This window comes from Paracoccus sp. SCSIO 75233, from assembly GCF_027912675.1.
GTDB lineage: Bacteria > Pseudomonadota > Alphaproteobacteria > Rhodobacterales > Rhodobacteraceae > Paracoccus.
Window position 1 is genome coordinate 2,302,490 of sequence record NZ_CP115757.1, and the last position, 17,519, is coordinate 2,320,008.

The 17,519-nt window shown below is 59.5% G+C and carries 18 protein-coding genes and 3 pseudogenes; 9 read left to right on the forward strand and 12 right to left on the reverse strand.

All coding sequences use genetic code 11. The features are described from left to right. Window positions 1–2: 2 nt before the first annotated feature. On the reverse strand, window positions 3–536 hold the full coding sequence (locus PAF12_RS11175) for a TRAP transporter small permease (RefSeq protein ID WP_271107017.1): 534 nt from the start codon (window positions 534–536) through the stop codon (window positions 3–5). Between the two features lie 619 nt (window positions 537–1,155). On the opposite strand from PAF12_RS11175, the gene PAF12_RS11180 reads away from it, so the two are divergent. Both PAF12_RS11180 and PAF12_RS11185 read left to right on the forward strand, forming a co-directional pair. Beyond that, window positions 1,156–2,103 carry a 3-keto-5-aminohexanoate cleavage protein gene (locus PAF12_RS11180; RefSeq protein WP_271107018.1) on the forward strand — a complete coding sequence of 316 codons (948 nt, stop codon included), beginning with the start codon at window positions 1,156–1,158 and terminating at the stop codon, window positions 2,101–2,103. Further along, window positions 2,090–2,533, forward strand: a complete 444-nt coding sequence (locus PAF12_RS11185) for an enoyl-CoA hydratase-related protein (RefSeq protein ID WP_271107019.1) — start codon at window positions 2,090–2,092, stop codon at window positions 2,531–2,533. Before PAF12_RS11180 ends, PAF12_RS11185 begins: the two co-directional genes overlap by 14 nt. 35 nt (window positions 2,534–2,568) lie before the next feature. Here PAF12_RS11185 and PAF12_RS11190 read toward each other — a convergent pair. Continuing rightward, window positions 2,569–3,932, reverse strand: a protein-coding gene (locus tag PAF12_RS11190) for an IS3 family transposase (RefSeq protein ID WP_271106531.1) whose coding sequence is annotated in 2 segments (ribosomal slippage) — window positions 2,569–3,582 and window positions 3,585–3,932 — 1,362 coding nt in all. Because the reading frame shifts where the segments join, the coding sequence is not laid out codon by codon here. Between the two features lie 97 nt (window positions 3,933–4,029). On the opposite strand from PAF12_RS11190, the pseudogene PAF12_RS11195 reads away from it, so the two are divergent. The 7 genes and pseudogenes from PAF12_RS11195 to PAF12_RS11225 all read left to right on the forward strand — a co-directional run. Next, window positions 4,030–4,404 (forward strand): annotated as a pseudogene (locus PAF12_RS11195) (enoyl-CoA hydratase-related protein); the annotation flags it as partial. Continuing rightward, complete coding sequence (locus PAF12_RS11200) at window positions 4,389–5,339, forward strand: hydroxymethylglutaryl-CoA lyase (RefSeq protein ID WP_271107020.1); 951 nt, start codon at window positions 4,389–4,391, stop codon at window positions 5,337–5,339. The pseudogene PAF12_RS11195 and the gene PAF12_RS11200, both read left to right, overlap by 16 nt. Before the next feature lie 44 nt (window positions 5,340–5,383). After that, entirely contained in the window at window positions 5,384–6,571 is a 1,188-nt protein-coding gene (locus PAF12_RS11205; RefSeq protein WP_271107021.1) for an acyl-CoA dehydrogenase family protein, read from the forward strand. Between the two features lie 8 nt (window positions 6,572–6,579). Beyond that, window positions 6,580–7,311 carry an SDR family NAD(P)-dependent oxidoreductase gene (locus tag PAF12_RS11210; protein WP_271107022.1) on the forward strand — a complete coding sequence of 244 codons (732 nt, stop codon included), beginning with the start codon at window positions 6,580–6,582 and terminating at the stop codon, window positions 7,309–7,311. A gap of 10 nt (window positions 7,312–7,321) precedes the next feature. Further along, window positions 7,322–8,530, forward strand: a complete 1,209-nt coding sequence (locus tag PAF12_RS11215) for an acyl-CoA dehydrogenase family protein (protein WP_271107023.1) — start codon at window positions 7,322–7,324, stop codon at window positions 8,528–8,530. Between the two features lie 17 nt (window positions 8,531–8,547). Beyond that, entirely contained in the window at window positions 8,548–9,555 is a 1,008-nt protein-coding gene (locus tag PAF12_RS11220; RefSeq protein ID WP_271107025.1) for a phosphotransferase family protein, read from the forward strand. Between the two features lie 146 nt (window positions 9,556–9,701). Continuing rightward, a pseudogene (locus PAF12_RS11225) lies at window positions 9,702–10,027 on the forward strand (transposase); the annotation flags it as partial. On the opposite strand, the gene PAF12_RS11230 reads toward PAF12_RS11225, so the two are convergent. From PAF12_RS11230 to PAF12_RS11270, 10 genes and pseudogenes are all read right to left on the reverse strand, one after another. Then, the gene (locus PAF12_RS11230; RefSeq protein ID WP_271107026.1) at window positions 9,924–10,724 is read right to left on the reverse strand and encodes an N-acyl homoserine lactonase family protein; all 801 of its coding nucleotides are present in this window, start codon (window positions 10,722–10,724) and stop codon (window positions 9,924–9,926) included. The pseudogene PAF12_RS11225 and the gene PAF12_RS11230 sit on opposite strands and share 104 nt — an antisense overlap. 149 nt (window positions 10,725–10,873) lie before the next feature. Then, entirely contained in the window at window positions 10,874–12,091 is a 1,218-nt protein-coding gene (locus PAF12_RS11235; protein WP_271107027.1) for an ABC transporter substrate-binding protein, read from the reverse strand. Between the two features lie 46 nt (window positions 12,092–12,137). After that, a complete protein-coding gene (locus PAF12_RS11240) occupies window positions 12,138–12,845 on the reverse strand; it encodes an ABC transporter ATP-binding protein (protein ID WP_271107028.1) in 708 nt (235 codons plus the stop codon). Next, the gene (locus tag PAF12_RS19015; RefSeq protein ID WP_368045138.1) at window positions 12,829–12,942 is read right to left on the reverse strand and encodes a hypothetical protein; all 114 of its coding nucleotides are present in this window, start codon (window positions 12,940–12,942) and stop codon (window positions 12,829–12,831) included. Before PAF12_RS19015 ends, PAF12_RS11240 begins: the two co-directional genes overlap by 17 nt. A 21-nt stretch (window positions 12,943–12,963) precedes the next feature. Next, window positions 12,964–13,670 (reverse strand): annotated as a pseudogene (locus tag PAF12_RS11245) (IS6 family transposase). Window positions 13,671–13,726: 56 nt separating this feature from the next. Further along, the gene (gene ureG / locus PAF12_RS11250; protein WP_271109694.1) at window positions 13,727–14,398 is read right to left on the reverse strand and encodes an urease accessory protein UreG; all 672 of its coding nucleotides are present in this window, start codon (window positions 14,396–14,398) and stop codon (window positions 13,727–13,729) included. Further along, window positions 14,398–15,063, reverse strand: a complete 666-nt coding sequence (locus PAF12_RS11255; protein WP_271107029.1) for an urease accessory protein UreF — start codon at window positions 15,061–15,063, stop codon at window positions 14,398–14,400. Before PAF12_RS11255 ends, ureG begins: the two co-directional genes overlap by 1 nt. Then, window positions 15,029–15,508, reverse strand: coding sequence for an urease accessory protein UreE (locus PAF12_RS11260; protein WP_271107030.1), 480 nt, complete (start codon window positions 15,506–15,508; stop codon window positions 15,029–15,031). Before PAF12_RS11260 ends, PAF12_RS11255 begins: the two co-directional genes overlap by 35 nt. Beyond that, complete coding sequence (gene ureC, locus PAF12_RS11265; protein WP_271107031.1) at window positions 15,509–17,212, reverse strand: urease subunit alpha; 1,704 nt, start codon at window positions 17,210–17,212, stop codon at window positions 15,509–15,511. It abuts the gene before it with no gap. Next, window positions 17,202–17,516 (reverse strand): urease subunit beta, encoded by a 315-nt coding sequence (locus PAF12_RS11270; RefSeq protein ID WP_271107032.1) that lies wholly within the window; start codon window positions 17,514–17,516, stop codon window positions 17,202–17,204. Before PAF12_RS11270 ends, ureC begins: the two co-directional genes overlap by 11 nt. Between the last annotated feature and the right edge of the window lie 3 nt (window positions 17,517–17,519).

Here is a 17,519-nt window from a genome sequence, read left to right on the forward strand (position 1 = left end):
AGCTAATGACCCGAAAATGTGGATGGAAGAGCGGGGCCGTTACCACGACCCAAGGCGGCCGCCACATGGCCAATACCGTTTACGAACAGACGAAATGCAAGCAGTGCGCTGCCGCCTGACACAAGAGCGTATGTCAGCCAGATTGGCCAAGGGATTGACCCCGGAAGCACTTCTTCGCGCAGAAAGCTGTTCCAGGCCCGACTGCCCGAAAGCCACGCGATCAGCGCAAACAAAACGGTGGTCGCAAAACATCCGACTGCTTCCACAGCGTGCTGAAGCCCCGGTGCAAGTGAACCAAGCACAAAGTCGATCCGGATCTGGGCTCCGCGTGAATACGCGCCGGACAAAATGCAGAAATACGCGGCAACCATCAGGTAGTGGGCAACGAGATCCTGGGTGCCATGGATCGGCGCATTGAACGCATAACGCATGGCTGCGTCCGCCGTTACCGCAAGCATCATGATGACCAGCGCTAAAACCGCTATAGACGAGAGCAATTTCTCAAGCTTGTCGAGAAATCGGGGTATCGGACCCATGACCTGCCTCCCTGTGATTCGACTTCGATCGTGAGAACCACCGGCCGGGCAAGTCCACACAGAATGTGGTCGAACTGCATCGCACTATTCCCTCCCTGTATGGCGGCCAGACCATGAATAAACCAATGTTAGTATAATAAGACTATATAATCAAGATATTTGTCATCGCAGCGGTCGAAGCAAGATGGATCGTAAGGGCGGTCAGTTTCGGGAAGAAGAAATAAATGTCAAATACGGACCAGATCTTCCACTTTAGATCGCCTCGTCGGCCCTCGCCTTTCAAGGTTGCTGCAACTCTGGGCACGCCGTTCTAACAGCTTCGGCGCGGGAGAAGCGGCACCGCAACTCGGGCAATCCCGAAGAAGACCAAAACGGTGCAACAGGTAAAAGCCTGTTATGCAGCATCGGCGTAGCTCTTTCCAATACAATACTAATAAACCCATTGACCATCCTATGGAAATAATATAGATGTGTCCGGCGAGCGCGGACTTCTGCGTACCGCGGTGGTGCCAGTGCGGTAGGGCTTTTCTGCTTGCCGGCTGAGCGTTCAGATTTGCGGTGTGTATCTTACAAACAGAGGGCGTGATGCCGAAGCATCAGTTTTGCCTTTGGGGGAGCGATGACTGAGCCTTTAAAGAAGCCTGTTCGAAAGGTGATCATTACCTGTGCTGTTACGGGATCGATTCACACTCCATCGATGTCTCCGCATCTCCCGGTTACCCCACACGAAATCAGTGACGCGGCTATAGGAGCTGCCGAGGCTGGAGCCGCGATTATTCATCTGCATGCCCGGAACCCGGAAAACGGCGTGCCGGATCAGTCTATCGACGCCTATAAGAACATTCTCCCGGTTATAAAGCAGCAGACCGGGGCTGTCCTGAATATCACCACCGGCGGTTCGACCTTGATGAGCACCGAAGAACGGCTCGGGCCCGCGCTGCATTACAAACCCGAGGTTGCGAGCCTGAACATGGGCTCGATGAACTTCGGCCTTTATCCGATGCTGAACCGATTCAAGAACTTCAAATACGACTGGGAGGAGGAATATCTGCGCACATCCGATGACCGGGTGTTCAGGAACACTTTCAGGGACATCGAGCTGATACTGACCAAATGCGCCGACAATGGCACACGTTTTGAGGTAGAGTGTTACGACATCGGCCATCTCTATACCTGTAAACACTTCGTTGACCGAGGCCTTATCAAGCCGCCGTTCTTCATCCAGTCGGTCTTCGGCATCCTCGGTGGCATCGGTCAGCATCCCGAAGACGTCATGCACATGAAGCGTACTGCCGACCGGCTTTTCGGCGATGACTACCGGTGGTCGGTACTGGGCGCCGGGGCCCGGCAGATGCAGATCGCCACGCAGTCGGTGATGTTGGGTGGCAACGTCCGGGTCGGGCTTGAGGACTCACTGTGGCTGGGACGCGGCAAGCTGGCGGAAAGCAATGCGGCGCAGGTCCGTGCCGCGGTCCAAATGATTGAGGCGCTTGGGATGGAGGTCGCAACCCCCGGTCAGGCGCGTGAAATGCTGGGGCTTAAGGGCGGTCACGATGTCAACTTCTGAGGTTCTGAAGACCGAAAAAGCGGATGGCATTTTGCGGCTTACAATCAATCGTCCGGAAAGGCGTAACGCGCTGAACGACGCGCTGATTGCGCAATTGACCCAAGCCTTTGTTTCTGCATCGCTGGATCCCGAGGTTCGGGTGCTAGTGCTGAGTGCGGTCGGCGATAAAGCATTCTGCGCCGGGGCTGACCTGAATCCCAGTGCCGGTACCTTCGGTTTCGATTACTCTGAACCAACCACCACCTATGCCGAACTACTGCGAACTGCACGAAAAACCGCTGTTCCGGTGATTGGTCGGATCAATGGTTTCTGCCTTGCGGGTGGTATGGGGTTGCTGGCGATCTGTGATATGGCGGTCGCGGGTGATACGGCTGAATTCGGCCTTCCAGAATGTCCGTCGTCAGAACATTTGGCGCAGATTGGGGCGTAGACTAGCGGAGAGCGGGCCTCGTCTGGGATTTGATGTTAGGCTGTGAGCTTGCGGTGCTGCAAGCGCCGATATTCGATGGTTTTTCGTTTGATCCTTTCGCGCTGTTTGATGATGGCCTGTGCCCTGCCGAAGTAGACATCGGCAGGCGTCACGTTGGCCAGGCTCTCGTGGTAACGCTGGTTGTTGTAGTGCTCGACGAAGGCCTCGATCTGGGACTCGAGGTCGCCGGGCAGGAAGTAGTTCTCCAACAGGATGCGGTTCTTCAGGGTCTGGTGCCAGCGCTCGATCTTGCCCTGGGTCTGCGGGTGGCACGGCGCGCCGCGCACATGGCTCATCTTGTTGGACTCGATGTATTCGGCCAGCTCGCCCGCGATGTAGCTGGGGCCATTGTCCGATAGCAGCCTGGGTTTGTGTAGAACGGTGGCGCTGTCGCAGCCCGAGGCGGCGAGCGCGAGGTCCAGCGTGTCGGTCACGTCCTCGGCCCGCATGTTGGTGCATAGCTTCCAGGCGATGATGTAGCGCGAGAAGTCGTCAAGCACCGTCGAGAGGTACATCCAGCCCCACCCGATGATCTTGAAGTAGGTGAAGTCGGTCTGCCACATCTCATTCGGCCGCGTGGTCTTGGTGTGGAACTGATCGGCCGCCTTGATTACCGTATAGGCTGGGCTGGTGATCAGGTCATGGGCCTTGAGCAACCGGTAGACCGTGGCTTCCGACACGAAGTAGTGTTTCTCGTCGGTGAAGCGCACGGCCAGTTCGCGTGGGCTGAGGTCGGTCGCCTCCAACGCCATCTCGACGATCTGGTCCTGGATGTCCTCGCCAATGCGGTTCCACACCCGGTTCGGTGCCGAAGGGCGATCCTCCAGCGCTTCCGGCCCACCTTCCCGGTAGCGGTCATACCAGCGGTAGAAGGTCCGGCGGGCAATGCCGAGCTGGTCCAGCGTCCGCCTGGCCGGCAGGTGCGACTGCTCGACGATACGGATGATCTCCAGCTTCTCGGATGCGGGATACCTCATTCGTCGTCGCCCCCATCCGCGATCATGCTTTTTTTAAGCAAGCGGTTTTCCAGCGTCAGGTCCGCCACGCACTCCTTCAGCGCACGGGCTTCGCGGCGCAAGTCCTGCACGTCACCGGAGGTCGCCGCACGGGCGGTGTCCCCGGCCAGGCGGCGTTTGCCGGCTTCCATGAACTCCTTGGACCAGCTGTAGTACAGACTCTGCGCGATGCCCTCTTTGCGGCACAACTCGGCGATACTGTCGTCACCGCGAAGACCTTCAAGCACGATGCGGATCTTGTCTTCGGCCGAGAAGTGGCGGCGGGTCTGACGCCGGATGTCCTTGACCACCCGATCTGCAGGGGGCTTGGTCGGCGATTTTGAATTGGAGGATTTGGGCTTCATCTTCGTTCCTTCGTCACTACGACGAAGCCCAAATCCTCCTTAAATCACAACCTCAAATCTGTGCCATAGCCGCTGACGGGGGACACTTCCAGAAGTTAGGGTTGGACTCTTCCCGATGCAGGTCGCGGCATTGATGCAGACCATGCTGCCGCCGCGCGTCTTTGCGGAGATGTGCTATACTGGGGAGAGGCTGAGCGCTGCCGATGCACTGGCTTGCGGGCTCGTAAGTCGCGTGGTCCCGCCGGATGAACTGAGCGCTGCCACCGACGCGATGGCGGCCTCCGTGGCCAAGAACTCCCCGTCGGCGATCCGGCGCGGCAAGTATGCGCTGACCGCGATGGCGGGTATGACGTTCGAGCAGCGTATCGCTTACATGGAGGCGCAGGCCGGTCTGATGCCGATGACCGAAGACGCCCGCGAGGGTCTTGCAGCCTTTGCCGAGAAACGCGCACCGCGGTGGACGGGCAAATGAACGATCTCCCAAGCCGCGCTCATATCACGGAGGTTGGTCCGCGCGAGGGCTTTCAGTTCGAGCCGCCGCATATCACGACCGCTAACAAGATCCGGTTGGTTGATGCTCTGTCCCAGACCGGCTTGCCCGAGATAGAATGTGCGTCGTTCGTGAACCCTAAGGTCGTGCCACAAATGGCCGACGCTTTCGCCATCGCGGAGGGCATCACCAGACATGACAGAGTGGCCTACCGCTGCATCTGGTTAAACGAGAAAGGCTTTTTGCAGGCGCTCGGCAGCGGGTTTGACACGCCTGCGCTGACCTCCGGGTCCGCTTCCGACACGTTTCTGCTGAAGAATAATAACAGCAGCCCGGATCAGCAGCTGGAACGTCAGCGCAAGCTTCGGCACGTCTATAATGAAAACGGTCTGGGCAGCGGGCCAGTCTACCTTTTCACCGCATTTGGCTGCAACTACGAGGGCGCGATCCCGGTCAAAAAGGCCCTGCAGCGCTGCGCTGAGCTCGTTCATATCTGCGAAGAGGCAGGGGTGCCGCCGGCCAACATAACGCTCTGTGATACCATAGGGGCCGCCGGTCCCGCAGATGTCCGCGCGCTGGTGTCCGCCGTCCGCGAGCGCTGGGACTACCCGGTCGCGCTGCACCTGCATGACACGAGGGGCCTCGGTATCGCAAACGCACTTGCCGGGCTGGAGTTGGGCGTGGCGCGGTTCGACAGTTCGGTGGGCGGCTTGGGCGGCTGTCCTTTCGCAGGCAACCGGTCCGCCGCAGGAAACGTCGCAACGGAAGAACTGGCTCTGATGTGCGATCGTATGGGTGTCGAGACTGGTATTGATCTTGGTGCGCTCGTCGAGGTCGCCAGCCTTGCCGAAGAAATCGTCAGCCACCCGCTGCCGGGCAGGCTTTCGAAGGCGGGTCTGTTCAACGCAACCCTCTGAGGCGCAGCACAAGGCAAGCCGCCCGACAGACGAGGATGAGAAAGATGAAGAAACCAAGATTGCCCGCTGGCATTGAGCAAACCGACGAACGCTGCCAGATTGCAGACTCCGTCCGCCGTATCTGCGACAAATTTGATGATGACTGGTGGCTGGAAAAGGAGCGGAGGGCAGAGTTCCCGCACGAATTTCATCAAGCCATGGCCGAGGCTGGCTGGCTCGGAATCACCATGCCTGAGACATATGGCGGCGCGAACCTCGGGGTGACCGACGCGGCGCTTCTGATGCAACTGATTGGCAATTCGGCGGGAGCGATGGCTGCCTGCTCGTCGATCCATATTAACCTCTTCGGTCCGCATGCCATGGTTAGGCACGGCACCAAAGAGCAAAAGGATCGCATGATCCCGCCGCTGGTTACGGGAAAGCATATCGCTTGTTTTGGCGTGACCGAACCGGATGCCGGGCTCGACACTACGCACATCACAACCCGGGCCGTCAAGAACCGCGATCACTACATCGTAAATGGCCAGAAGGTCTGGACCTCAACCGCGCAGCAGGCACATAAAATACTGTTGCTGACACGCACCACGCCCATTGAGGAGTGCAAGCGTCCGATCGACGGTATGACTCTCTTCTACACGGACCTCGACCGTTCTAGGATTAAGGTCACTCCGATTGAAAAGATGGGCCGTGCGGCGGTGAATTCGAATTCGATTTTCATCGAGGACCTGAAGGTTCCGGAAGAGGACCGGATCGGCGACGAGGGCGCGGGCTTCAAACTGCTGCTCGATAGCCTGAACCCCGAGCGTGTTTTGGTCGCCGCGGAGGCGATAGGCGTCGGTCGCCGGGCGCTGGAAAAGGCCGCTGACTACGCTAACGAACGTGTCGTGTTCGGCCGTCCCATTGGGCAGAACCAGTCGATCCAGCACCCGCTGGCGCAAAGCTGGATGGCGCTGGAGGCCGCCGATCTGATGGTCTGGCATGCAGCGCGTCTTTATGACACCGGTCAGTCCTGTGGGGCCGAGGCAAATAGCGCGAAATTCCTCGCCGCCGATGCTGCGTTCGATGCCTGTGACCGCGCGGTGCGCACCCATGGCGGCTTTGGCTACGCCAAGGAATACCACGTGGAACGTTATATGCGTGAAATCATGCTACCGCGCATAGCCCCGGTGACACGTGAACTCATCATGTCATTCATAGCGGAGCGCGTGCTTGAATTGCCCAAATCCTATTGAGGCCCGTAATGAAACTGGATGGCAAGTCAGCGCTGATTACCGGAGCTTCGTCGGGCCTTGGCGCCCATTTTGCGAGGGTTTTGGCCATGCAAGGAGCGCATGTAACCTGTGTCGCCCGCCGTGTCGAGCGCTTGGAGGTGCTGGTCACCGAAATCGGTGCCCGTGCCCGCGCCGTGGCGCTGGACGTGACCGACCCGGGCAGCGTGGCGGCAGCCTTCGAGGGCCGCGCCTATGACATCGTGATCAACAACGCCGGCGTCACCCATGACGGCCCGGCGCTGACGACCACCGAGGACAACTGGTCCTGGGTCATCAACACCGACCTGAACGGCGTCTTCCGCGTGGCCCAGGGCGCGGCGAAGTCCCTTGTGGCCGCCGAGAAGGGCGGCAGCATCATCAACATCGCCTCGATCCTGGGCCTGCGCGTGGCGGGGAACCTCTCGGCCTATGCCACGGCAAAGGCAGGCGTGGTGCAGATGACGAAGAGCCTCGCGCTCGAATGGGCCCGCCACGGCATCCGCGTCAACGCGCTTTGCCCGGGCTACATCGAAACCGACCTCAACCGCGATTTCTTCGCCTCCGACGCCGGCAAATCCCTCATCAAACGCGTCCCCCAACGCCGCCTAGGCCAGATGTCCGACCTCGACGGCCCCCTCCTGCTGCTCGCATCCGACGACAGCAGCTTCATGACCGGAGCAGAGATTGTCGTCGACGGCGGGCATCTCGTCTCTTCGCTGTAGGAAAGTACCCATGGATTTCACCATCTCACCCGAGGTCGAGGATTACCGCGCGAGGATTGCGAAGTTCGTCGAACGCGAACTGCTGCCGCTGGAAGAGGACCGGTCTAACTACGACCCGCACGAGAACATCAGGACGGATGTCCTGAATACCATGCGCGCGCGGGCGAAGGCCGAGGGGCTCTGGTGCCTGCAACTGAAGAAGAAAACCGGCGGGCAGGGGCTGAACAAGGTCGGCATGGCCGTCTGCTACGAAGAGATGAACCGCTCGATTTTCGGGCCCGTCGTCTTCAACGCGGCAGCCCCCGACGACGGTAACATGCAGGTGCTCGAGAAGGTCGGGACCGCGGCGCAGAAGGAGGAATGGCTCCAGCCCATCGTGCGCGGTGACGTTCAATCAGCCTTCGTGATGACCGAGCCGGCGCCGGGCTCGGGCTCGGATCCGGGCGGCATGATGCTGACCAAGGCCGAGAAGAAGAATGACCGCTACATCATCCGCGGCCGCAAGTGGTTCATCACCGGGGCCGAGGACAGCGATCATTTCATCCTCATCGCCCGCACCTCCGACGACCCGCGCAAAGGCCTTTCGGCCTTCCTGCACCGCCGCGACACACCGGGCTTCCGCATCGAACGGCGCATCCCAATCATGGGCCCGGAAGAACATGGCGGTCACTGCGAGGTGGTCTACGAGGACGTGGAGATCCCCGCCGAGAACCTGCTGATGGAAGAGGGTGACGGCCTCAAGCTGACCCAGATCCGTCTCGGGCCCGCGCGGCTGACCCATTGCATGCGCTGGCTGGGCCTGTCGAAGCGCTGTGTCGAGGTGGCCAGCGAATATGCCCATAACCGCTTTGCCTTCGGCGAGCGCCTGTCGCAGCGCGAGAGCGTTCAGATGATGATGGGCGATCTGGCGATGCAGATCGAGGTCGGGCGCATGTTAGTGGCCAAGGCGGCCTGGGAGCTGGACCAGGGCAGTTTCGCACGCAAGGAGGTCTCGATGGCCAAGGTCCACGTGGCGAATCTTCTGCACAAGGCCGCCGATACCGCGATCCAGATCAACGGCGCGCGCGGCTATTCGAAGGACACGCCGCTTGAGTGGATCTACCGTTATGCCCGCCAGGCGCGGCTGGTCGACGGGGCCGACGAGGTCCACAAGATGTTGCTGCACCGCAACATGGAAGCCGAAGGCCGCGACTTCTGGAAGTGGGGCGTGGGCGTATGACTGTAACGACCACTGGCATGGCTGATTTCGATACGTCGGCGCTGGCGGCCTACCTTCGGCAGACCTTTGGTGCGACAGAGACCATCAAGCTGGACCGGATAGCCGGCGGACAGTCCAACCCGACCTATTTCCTGACGTTCGGCGATCAGCGGCTGGTCTTGCGCAAGCAACCCAACGGTCCGATCCTGAAAGGCGCGCATGCCATCGACCGGGAATATCGCGTGCTCCGCGCGCTGCATCCGGCCGGCGTTCCTGTGGCAGAGCCCGTCCTGTTTCACGAAGACCGCGATGTCGTCGGCACGCCGTTCTACCTGATGAAGCGTGTCGAGGGCCGGGTCTTTGCAGACGGTGCGTTGAAGGATGCAGACCCGTCCGAACGGTATGCAATGTGGATGGGGCTTGCCGATGCGATGGCCACTATGCACTCCGTACGGCCAGAGGAGGCGGGCCTGGGAGATTTCGGTCGTCCGGGTAACTACTTTGACCGCCAGGTCTCGCGCTGGCTGAGGCAATGGCGCGAGAGCCAGAGCGGCCCGATCCCCGAGCTCGACGCGCTGGCCGACTGGCTGCTGGCAAACCAGCCCGAAGATGACGGACGGGTCAGCCTGGCGCACGGTGACTATCGTATGGGCAACGTGATCTTTCACCCGATCGGGCCCCGGGTCGCGGCGATCCTTGATTGGGAACTGTCCACGCTTGGGCATCCTCTTGCCGATCTTGGTTACTGCTGCATGGCCTGGCACACGTCGCCGGAGGAATACGGCGGCCTCCTCGGCCTCAACCTGGCGGCCAATGGCCTGCCAACGGAAGAAGAATTCGTAGCCCGCTACATGGCGGCAAATCCCGGCATGGCACCGCTGACCAAATTCCATAAGGCCTTTGCCCTGTTCCGGTTCTCAGTGATCTGGGTTGGCATCGCCGACCGCGTCCGAACCGGAACAGCCGCAAGCGCCGACCGGGCAGACCCACTGCATCTGGCCCGTCGGTTTGCGGTACGGGGGAACGAGGTCACCAGGGAAGTGTAAGACTGCGGACGTCTATAGGCGTGGCCTTACCCGGCTCGGTTGATGCGACCCCTACAAGCGAGTTGCGAGAGGTGCCGATGGCGGCACGCATACCCCCAGGATGATGACTCATTTGGGCATTCTGCCCCCTGTCAGTTCAGCAAACTCCCCGGCAGCATCGTCCGAAACTGCGCAGCACGAACCCGATCAAGCGCTTCAATAAGGAGGTCAAGCTCGAGCGCCGCGCCGGCGTTGTCGGGACCTTTCCGAACAAGGCTTCATGCTTCTGATCGGCGCCGTGCTGTTCGAACAAAATGACGAGAGGCAGACCGCAAGCCGCGACATGATGGTCGGGGGCTTTGCCCCGGGGCAAGCTCTCCCGGCGCGATTCAGGGGGTTCCGGGCGCATGATCCAGGCGTACAATCCAGTCCTTGGTCAGGGGTGAAAGCGCCGGATATCGAACGGAAACCAAGGGATCATGACCAGGTATGATATGATCGAAACTATCGGCCAACCGTTTGACAGATTCGTAGCCTTCCAATGCATCCGAAACCGAATCCAGATACGGAAATACGCGGCGATCTTCGAGATGTGCGTAGAAATGAGCTACGTCTGACGCAATAATAACATTGCCCCTCTTCGTCTTCACGCGAACAGATTGCAGGCCCCTAGAGTGACCGCCCATATGATGCAACGTAATTCCTGGGAACAACTCGGTGTCCCCGTCATGGAAACGGACCGAGCCTGCATAGACACGTCGAACCATGTTTACGACATCTTCAGCGTCATATGGCAGATTTAACGCCCTGTGGCACATACAGCGCCCGGTTGCGAAGGCCATTTCGCTATCTTGCAAGTGGAAGCAGGCGTTCGGAAACAGGCCATCATTGCCGGCATGGTCGTAATGCATATGACTTATTATCACATCGGTAACGGCATTCCGGTCGATTCCCAGCGCCTCGAGCCCTTCCGCAACCGGTCGCGAAATTTTTCGCTTTCGCTTTCGCGCCGACACCTCATCGAAACCCGTATCGACTACGATCGTTCGTGACGAATTGCACAGTATCCAGATATAGTAGCTAATCGGGATGGGCTGGTCATGCGGATCTCCCCCTATGAACACTTCGGCACCGTTCCGATCTCCTTCAGCGTACCGAACGGCGAACGCCTCATAAACATCATCACTCATTGTGGCTCTCCGGTTCGCCTGTAAATTTGGCAGTGATCTGATTTGGCGTTGCCCCTTCACGTTCAGGAAAGGACGATGCCGAGGTGCAAGTATCTGAACAGCGCAAAGTTAGCGCCGTGGACAACAGGGGTTCAGCGAACTCCTCAAAGTCAAAACTTTGGCGCTGTCACAGCAAGCGACTCTGGGAATACGGCCTGCGGCACCCCGTCAATCCACTGGACAATAACGACGCTGGCATCGATCCGCCGACCGGCTTCATCGAAAGCAAGTTCACCACCCGGATAGTATTTTGCCGGTCCACCCCGGAGATTTCTCAGCGCTTCCGCGACGGCTTCCCTGCTAGGTTCATCCGCTTCTTCAATAGCTTGCTTTAAAAGAAACATATCGCCGTAGGTCGATATGGCGTTTTGAGTCATCCAAGGCTCGTTAAATTCGCTCGACATGCGTTCGACCAAATCCTCATGGCCTTTGAAACCAAAATTCCCGGCGGCGAAAATCACACCCTCAAGCCGCTCTGCTCCAACCGTGTCGATCATGTCGCGCTCACCGATCGTCGAGCCGAATGAAACGATGGGAATATCAACACGAAGTTCTTTCATCTTTTCGAGAACCAGCTTGATATCTGAAACCACGGTTGGAAGAAGGAAAATGACGTCAGGTTTTCGGGCACGCAATTTTTGAATCAACGAAGTGGCATCTACCAATGGTGGAGTGAAAACCTCGCCAACGCTCAGCTCTAGATTATTGGCGGCCAGCAAGCCCCCGGTTGTCATGGCATCGTACAAGGACGAGGATGCTGCCGTGTTATCGCTGATAATGCCGACACTGGTAGGCCGTTTGCCGGTGGCTTCTTCAGCAAGGTCGAGCATGATCGGTATCGCAAGCCCTGCCTGCTTGTTTCCCGGAGCCGAGGTCTGAAAAACATATTCGAAACCGCGTTCCGTGATCAGATTGGAGTATGACAGCGTCAGGACCGGCAGTTTTGCACGTTCGGTAACCTCTGTGACCGCAAGCGTGAACGATGACAGGTATGAGCCTGTTGCGGCCACGATATCGGGATAATCGGCAACCATTCTCTGGGCGGCGGCCTTTGCTTTGTCCGTGGAATCTCCCGTATCGATGACAACGAGGTCAAGCTGAGCGCCGCCCAGTGATTGGATGCCTCCGGCGGCATTGATATCCTCGATGGCCATCTTTGCGCCCATTTCCATTAATTGGCCGAAGCGCGCATAGAGTCCGGACATTGGGGCGATAAGGCCAACACTGACTTTATCCTGCGCCTGGCCGGGGCTTGCCGGTAATAGCATCGCTGTACTCAGCGCTGCGACCGCCACCAACATTCTCATTTTTTGCAGCAGATTTCTCATCATTAAACTCCTCCCTGTCTTTGAAATACTGGCAATCGGTAGCGCATCACATGCCGAGATACGCCTCCCTGATGCGATCATCGGCCCGCAGCGCGCTATTGTCGCCCTGGAGAACAATTCGACCTGTTTCGAGCACATAGCCGTGGTCCGCGAACTCGAGCGCTTCGGCGACACGTTGCTCGACGAGCAGAATCGTGAGCCCCGTATCCCGGCGTATGTCCATGAGCTTATCGAAGATAAAATCGGCAACGGCAGGTGCAAGCCCCATGGACGGCTCGTCTAGCATCAGCAGCGAGGGGGACGAAGCCAGCCCACGACCAATCGCCAACATCTGCTGCTCTCCGCCAGAGAGCGTTCCGGCCAATTGGGTCTGCCGCTGTTCCAGTACCGGGAACCATTCGAAAACCCTCTTTCTGTTCTGGTCCCAGTTCCTCTGGCCAGACTTCGGATAGGAGCCCAGCTCCAGGTTCTCCAGCACCGAGAGCGAAGGAAAGACCTGTCGGCCCTCCGGGACATGCGCGATTCCCGCTCGCGCGCGCTCGAAAGGTTCAAGCGCAAGCAGATCCTGGTCCAGGAACTCAATCGAGCCCGACATGGCCGTTACCGTGCCCGAGATTGTTTTGAAAAGAGTACTTTTGCCCGCACCGTTCGGCCCCACGATAGATACGAACTGGCCCTGCTCAACGGCTATGGTTATTTCCTTGAGCACCGGGGTTTCAGAGTACCCTGAAGTCAAGTTATTGATGTTGAGCATGAGCCGTGCTCCATTTCTTGCCAAGATATGCTTCGATGACACGCGTGTCCTTGACGACATCCTGAGGTGGCGTCAGACGAATTCTAACCCGTCTCAAATTGCCGACCCAAGCCCATTCTTATCCCGCGCAAAGTTGACGCCACTCGGCAAGGGCGTCGGTTCGGCTCGTTTTGAAATGTTGGCGTTGCGTGAGGTGGCGATCGAGATTGAAATGGTTGCTTATATCAGCATGGACAGCGGCGAATTTCTGCAGGTTGCCCATGCTACGAAAACCCATCATCGCCCGCTCTCGTCGCCGGAAGGGCTGATGCGAATTCTCGGCCCTGTTGTTCAGGTGCCGCCCCGTCATGTGCCGATCTGTTGCACCGATCTCGCGCAAGGCAGCAGGGTAGGATCGCAGCAGATCCGTGACGATTTTTTCAGGTATGCCGTATCGCCTGATCATTTTCTTGAGAAATTTTAATGCCGCCTTCCGGTCCCGCCGTTTGCTGAGATACACATCAAGAACCTCACCCTCGTGATCGACGGCGCGCCACATATAATGCTGCACACCGTTGATCTTCACGAAGACCTCGTCCAGATGGCAACGCCACTGCGGTCCATTGTGAAACTGGGCAAGCCGTTTCCGGCGGATTTTGTGGGCGAAGACGGGGCCGAACCGTTGCCACCAGAACCGGACGGTCTCGTGGCAGATGTCGATGCCGCGTTCATGCAGCAGATCCTCGACATTTCGAAGCGACAGCGGAAACCGGATTACATCATCACCGCGAGACGGATGATTTCGGGTGAGGTTTTAAAGTAGCGGAAGGGAGAAGTTTTCGGCATACCGCGAAGGTAGGGGGCAGGCGATCGCACGCAAGTTCGGTTCTCTTGACAGAGCCTCAGCCCGCCCAGCGAATACCTTTTGTCAACATAGCCTGATGCAAGGTCGGCCTCTCGAACCTCAACCCACCCTCAAGAACAATAAAATCAGTGATTGCATCTATGCCATTTCCTGAACGGAGGCTGGTCATGACTACTGGTAGTACGCCGCGTGCAGCCTGGGCGTCCTTTTGAAGCAGCCCGATATCAACACCCACATGCGGCGCAAGGTCGATTTTGTTCACCACCAGCAGGTCGGAGCGAGTCAGCCCCGGACCTCGTTTGCGCGGTATGTCCTGGCCCGCAGCCGTGTCGATCACATAGATCGTGAGGTCGGCCAGTTCCGGGCTGAAGGTGGCGGCGAGATTGTCGCCGCCGGATTCGACCAGCACAAGGTCCAAGCCGGGCAGATTGTCAGTCAGGTCCGCAATCGCGGCGAGGTTGATGCTCGCATCCTCCCGGATTGCCGTATGCGGGCAGCCTCCGGTCTCCACACCGTGCACGCGTTCTTGCGGAAGCACCTGCGCGCGCATAAGGGCTTCGGCGTCCTCTCGCGTGTAGATGTCATTCGTGACCACGGCCATCGACAGCCGAGGGGCGAGCGCGCGCGCAAGCTCTATGGTCAATGTTGTCTTGCCAGCCCCGACCGGCCCACCGATGCCGACGCGGAGGGGGCCGTTTATTTGGTTCATCATGTGCGGAAAATCCTTGTTGTCATGGTTTCATGCCGTGCCTGGGCGATCTCTGCACCGATTGCACAACCGCCGAGATTGCTTTCGGTGGCGTCCGCGGCCTGCGCTGCGATGTTCAGTATCTGGGGAGACAATGCCGCCAGAAGCCGCTGCCCCTCTGCCTGGCCGAGCGGCATGAACCTGACCGCCGCTTGTATCAGGTTGAACGCCAGCCCGTGAAGATAGAGCCCGATCACCTCCCTGCGCGGCAGCTCGAGACGGGCGCAGGCTCGACCGACAGCCACTGGCAGGGCGGCAGGCGCGGCCTCCGTTGCGGTCAGCGGGCCAGCCATTGCGACGAAGGCTGTTCCTTGTTCTACCGTTTCGGTCAGCCGCTCAGCGGTCAGGCACATGGCGCGGGCGAGATCGTCGAGCGCCGGATAATCCGCGCCCGGTCGCAGGCAGAGCGACAGGATTACGGCGTCCGACCAACCGGTGCCGTACTCCAGCACATCCGCAATCCATGCCGATAGCGTCGCACCGTCGCGGATGATGCCGGAATCCATCGCATATTCCAGCCCCTGTGAATACGCGAAGGCGCCGGTCGGAAATACCGGAGACAGAAGCTGGACAGCCAGCAGCCGACCGGCATCAGTGGGAATGACCGAATGTCCGTCCATGTCCATAAGCACCGCCTTCGGGACGGAAGGGAGAAAAGCCTTTCGTGATCGTTGCGCCCAGCTTGCCCAGCATATCCTCCAGCACCGGATCGGCACGGATCACCAGATGATTTGGCGCAATCTCGCAAGGGCAATGCCGGTTACCGATATGCCAGGCGAGGCGCGGCAGGTCACCCTCGATCCGCAACACCGGTTCATGCGCTTCCGTCACCTCTATGGCGGTCCCGTCTGACAGGCCAAACGCTGCGCCGGGATCGAGGCTGATCGTCTGCGGCAGATCGACCATGAATGCCGCGCCGCCTTCGGTCGACAGCCGCTTTCGCCGCAGGCAGCGGGATTCGTAATCAAGGACCACGCGGCCCACGATCTTGCGGCCATGATTGGCGGGAAGGACGCAAACCGCCACGCCGATCTGATCGCCATTCGTCATGAAATTCATCTCGGACCTCACTCAATAAAGAAAATACCGTTGCGCAAGCGGCAACTCCCGTGCCGGTTCGCAGGTGAGCAATTCGCCGTCTGCCCGGACCTCGTAGGTTTCCGGATCGACTTCGATATCCGGCGTGGCGCCGTTCAGGCGCATATCCCGCTTGCCGATGTCGCGTGTGTTCTGAACCGCAACTGCCTGCTTCATCAGCCCATCGGTCGCCCCGGTTTCCAGCCCTGCCGCGCTAACGAAATGGACCGCAGCCGATTGCGCGGCCCGGCCGAGTGCGCCGAACATCGGGCGCGAGTACATCGGCTGCGGTGTGGGAATCGAGGCATTCGGGTCACCCATCTGCGCCATGACAATCTGTCCGCCGATGAGCGACATTTCGGGTTTCGCGCCGAAGAAGGCAGGCGACCAGATCACCAGATCGGCGCGCTTGCCGGTCTCGACACTGCCGACATGGCTGCTGACCCCATGCGCTACAGCCGGGTTAATGCTGTATTTCGCGATATACCGCCGGGCGCGGAGATTGTCGTTCTCTCCGGTCTCGCCCGCCAGCCGTCCGCGCTGCTGCTTCATCTTATGTGCGGTCTGCCACGTCCGCATAATGACTTCGCCAACGCGACCCATGGCCTGGCTGTCGCTGCTGATGATCGAGAAGGCGCCCAGATCGTGGAGTATGTCCTCTGCTGCGATTGTTTCGCGCCGGATGCGGGATTCGGCAAAGGCCACATCCTCGGGGATGGCGCGGTCGAGGTGGTGGCAGACCATCAGCATATCCAGATGTTCCTCGATCGTGTTTATCGTATAGGGCCGTGTCGGGTTGGTTGAGGAGGGAATGACGTTCTGGCTGCCGACAACGCGCATAATGTCGGGCGCATGCCCGCCGCCCGCACCTTCGGTGTGATAGGCATGGATCGTGCGGCCCGCGATGGCGCGAAGCGTGTTCTCGACAAAGCCGGATTCGTTCAGCGTGTCCGTGTGGATCATAACCTGAACGTCCATCTCATCTGCCACGTTCAGGCAGCAGTCGATGGCCGCAGGGGTGGTCCCCCAGTCCTCGTGCAGCTTCAGCGCGCAGGCCCCGGCGCTGATCTGCTCGATCAGAGCGTCGGGGCGGCTGACGTTACCCTTGCCCGCGAGACCGATATTGACGGCCAAGCTGTCAGCGGCTTCGAGCATCCGGCGGATATGCCACGGCCCCGGCGTACAGGTGGTGGCAAGCGTGCCATGCGCCGGGCCGGTGCCGCCGCCGATCATGGTGGTGATGCCCGAATGCAGCGCATCGTCCACCTGCTGGGGACAGATGAAATGGATATGGCAGTCGATGCCGCCCGCAGTGACAATGCGGCCTTCGGCGGCGATGATTTCAGTGCCGGGGCCGATGACGATATCAACGCCCGGCTGGGTGTCGGGGTTGCCCGCCTTGCCGATGGCCGCGATCTGACCGTCCCTAAGGCCGATATCGGCCTTGTAGATGCCGGAATGGTCGAGGATCAATGCATTTGTGATCACGGTATCCATTGCCCCGGCTTGGCGGGTGATCTGGGATTGCCCCATGCCGTCGCGGATGACCTTGCCGCCGCCGAACTTGACCTCCTCGCCATAAATCGTCAGATCGCGCTCGACCTCGATGATCAGGTCAGTATCGCCAAGGCGGATTCGGTCGCCCGTTGTCGGGCCGAACATATCGGCATAGGCCGCGCGGGAGATTTCAACTGGCATCCAAAGCCCCCATCACCTTCTGATCGAACCCCCAGACGGCACGCGCTCCGGAAAGCGGGATCAGCTGGACCTCTCGTCTCTGCCCCGGCTCAAATCTGATCGCGGTGCCTGCAGCGATGTCCAAACGCATGCCGCGTGCGGCGGCGCGGTCGAACTCCAGACCGGAATTGGCTTCCGCGAAGTGATAATGGCTCCCGACCTGCACCGGGCGGTCGCCGGTATTGGCGATCATCAGCGTGATCGCATCGCGGCCCTGGTTGAGCGTGATGCTGCCTGCCGCCGGAATGACTTCACCTGGGATCATGTC

Bases quoted from the DNA above. Each gene is read 5' to 3' on its own strand.
- PAF12_RS11175 (WP_271107017.1), bottom strand. From the start codon at position 536: ATGGGTCCGATACCCCGATTTCTCGACAAGCTTGAGAAATTGCTCTCG.
- PAF12_RS11180 (WP_271107018.1), top strand. From the start codon at position 1,156: ATGACTGAGCCTTTAAAGAAGCCTGTTCGAAAGGTGATCATTACCTGT.
- PAF12_RS11185 (WP_271107019.1), top strand. From the start codon at position 2,090: ATGTCAACTTCTGAGGTTCTGAAGACCGAAAAAGCGGATGGCATTTTG.
- PAF12_RS11205 (WP_271107021.1), top strand. From the start codon at position 5,384: ATGAAGAAACCAAGATTGCCCGCTGGCATTGAGCAAACCGACGAACGC.
- PAF12_RS11210 (WP_271107022.1), top strand. From the start codon at position 6,580: ATGAAACTGGATGGCAAGTCAGCGCTGATTACCGGAGCTTCGTCGGGC.
- PAF12_RS11215 (WP_271107023.1), top strand. From the start codon at position 7,322: ATGGATTTCACCATCTCACCCGAGGTCGAGGATTACCGCGCGAGGATT.
- PAF12_RS11220 (WP_271107025.1), top strand. From the start codon at position 8,548: ATGGCTGATTTCGATACGTCGGCGCTGGCGGCCTACCTTCGGCAGACC.
- PAF12_RS11230 (WP_271107026.1), bottom strand. From the start codon at position 10,724: ATGAGTGATGATGTTTATGAGGCGTTCGCCGTTCGGTACGCTGAAGGA.
- PAF12_RS11235 (WP_271107027.1), bottom strand. From the start codon at position 12,091: ATGAGAAATCTGCTGCAAAAAATGAGAATGTTGGTGGCGGTCGCAGCG.
- PAF12_RS11240 (WP_271107028.1), bottom strand. From the start codon at position 12,845: ATGCTCAACATCAATAACTTGACTTCAGGGTACTCTGAAACCCCGGTG.
- ureG (WP_271109694.1), bottom strand. From the start codon at position 14,398: ATGAACCAAATAAACGGCCCCCTCCGCGTCGGCATCGGTGGGCCGGTC.
- PAF12_RS11255 (WP_271107029.1), bottom strand. From the start codon at position 15,063: ATGGACATGGACGGACATTCGGTCATTCCCACTGATGCCGGTCGGCTG.
- ureC (WP_271107031.1), bottom strand. From the start codon at position 17,212: ATGCCAGTTGAAATCTCCCGCGCGGCCTATGCCGATATGTTCGGCCCG.
- PAF12_RS11270 (WP_271107032.1), bottom strand. From the start codon at position 17,516: ATGATCCCAGGTGAAGTCATTCCGGCGGCAGGCAGCATCACGCTCAAC.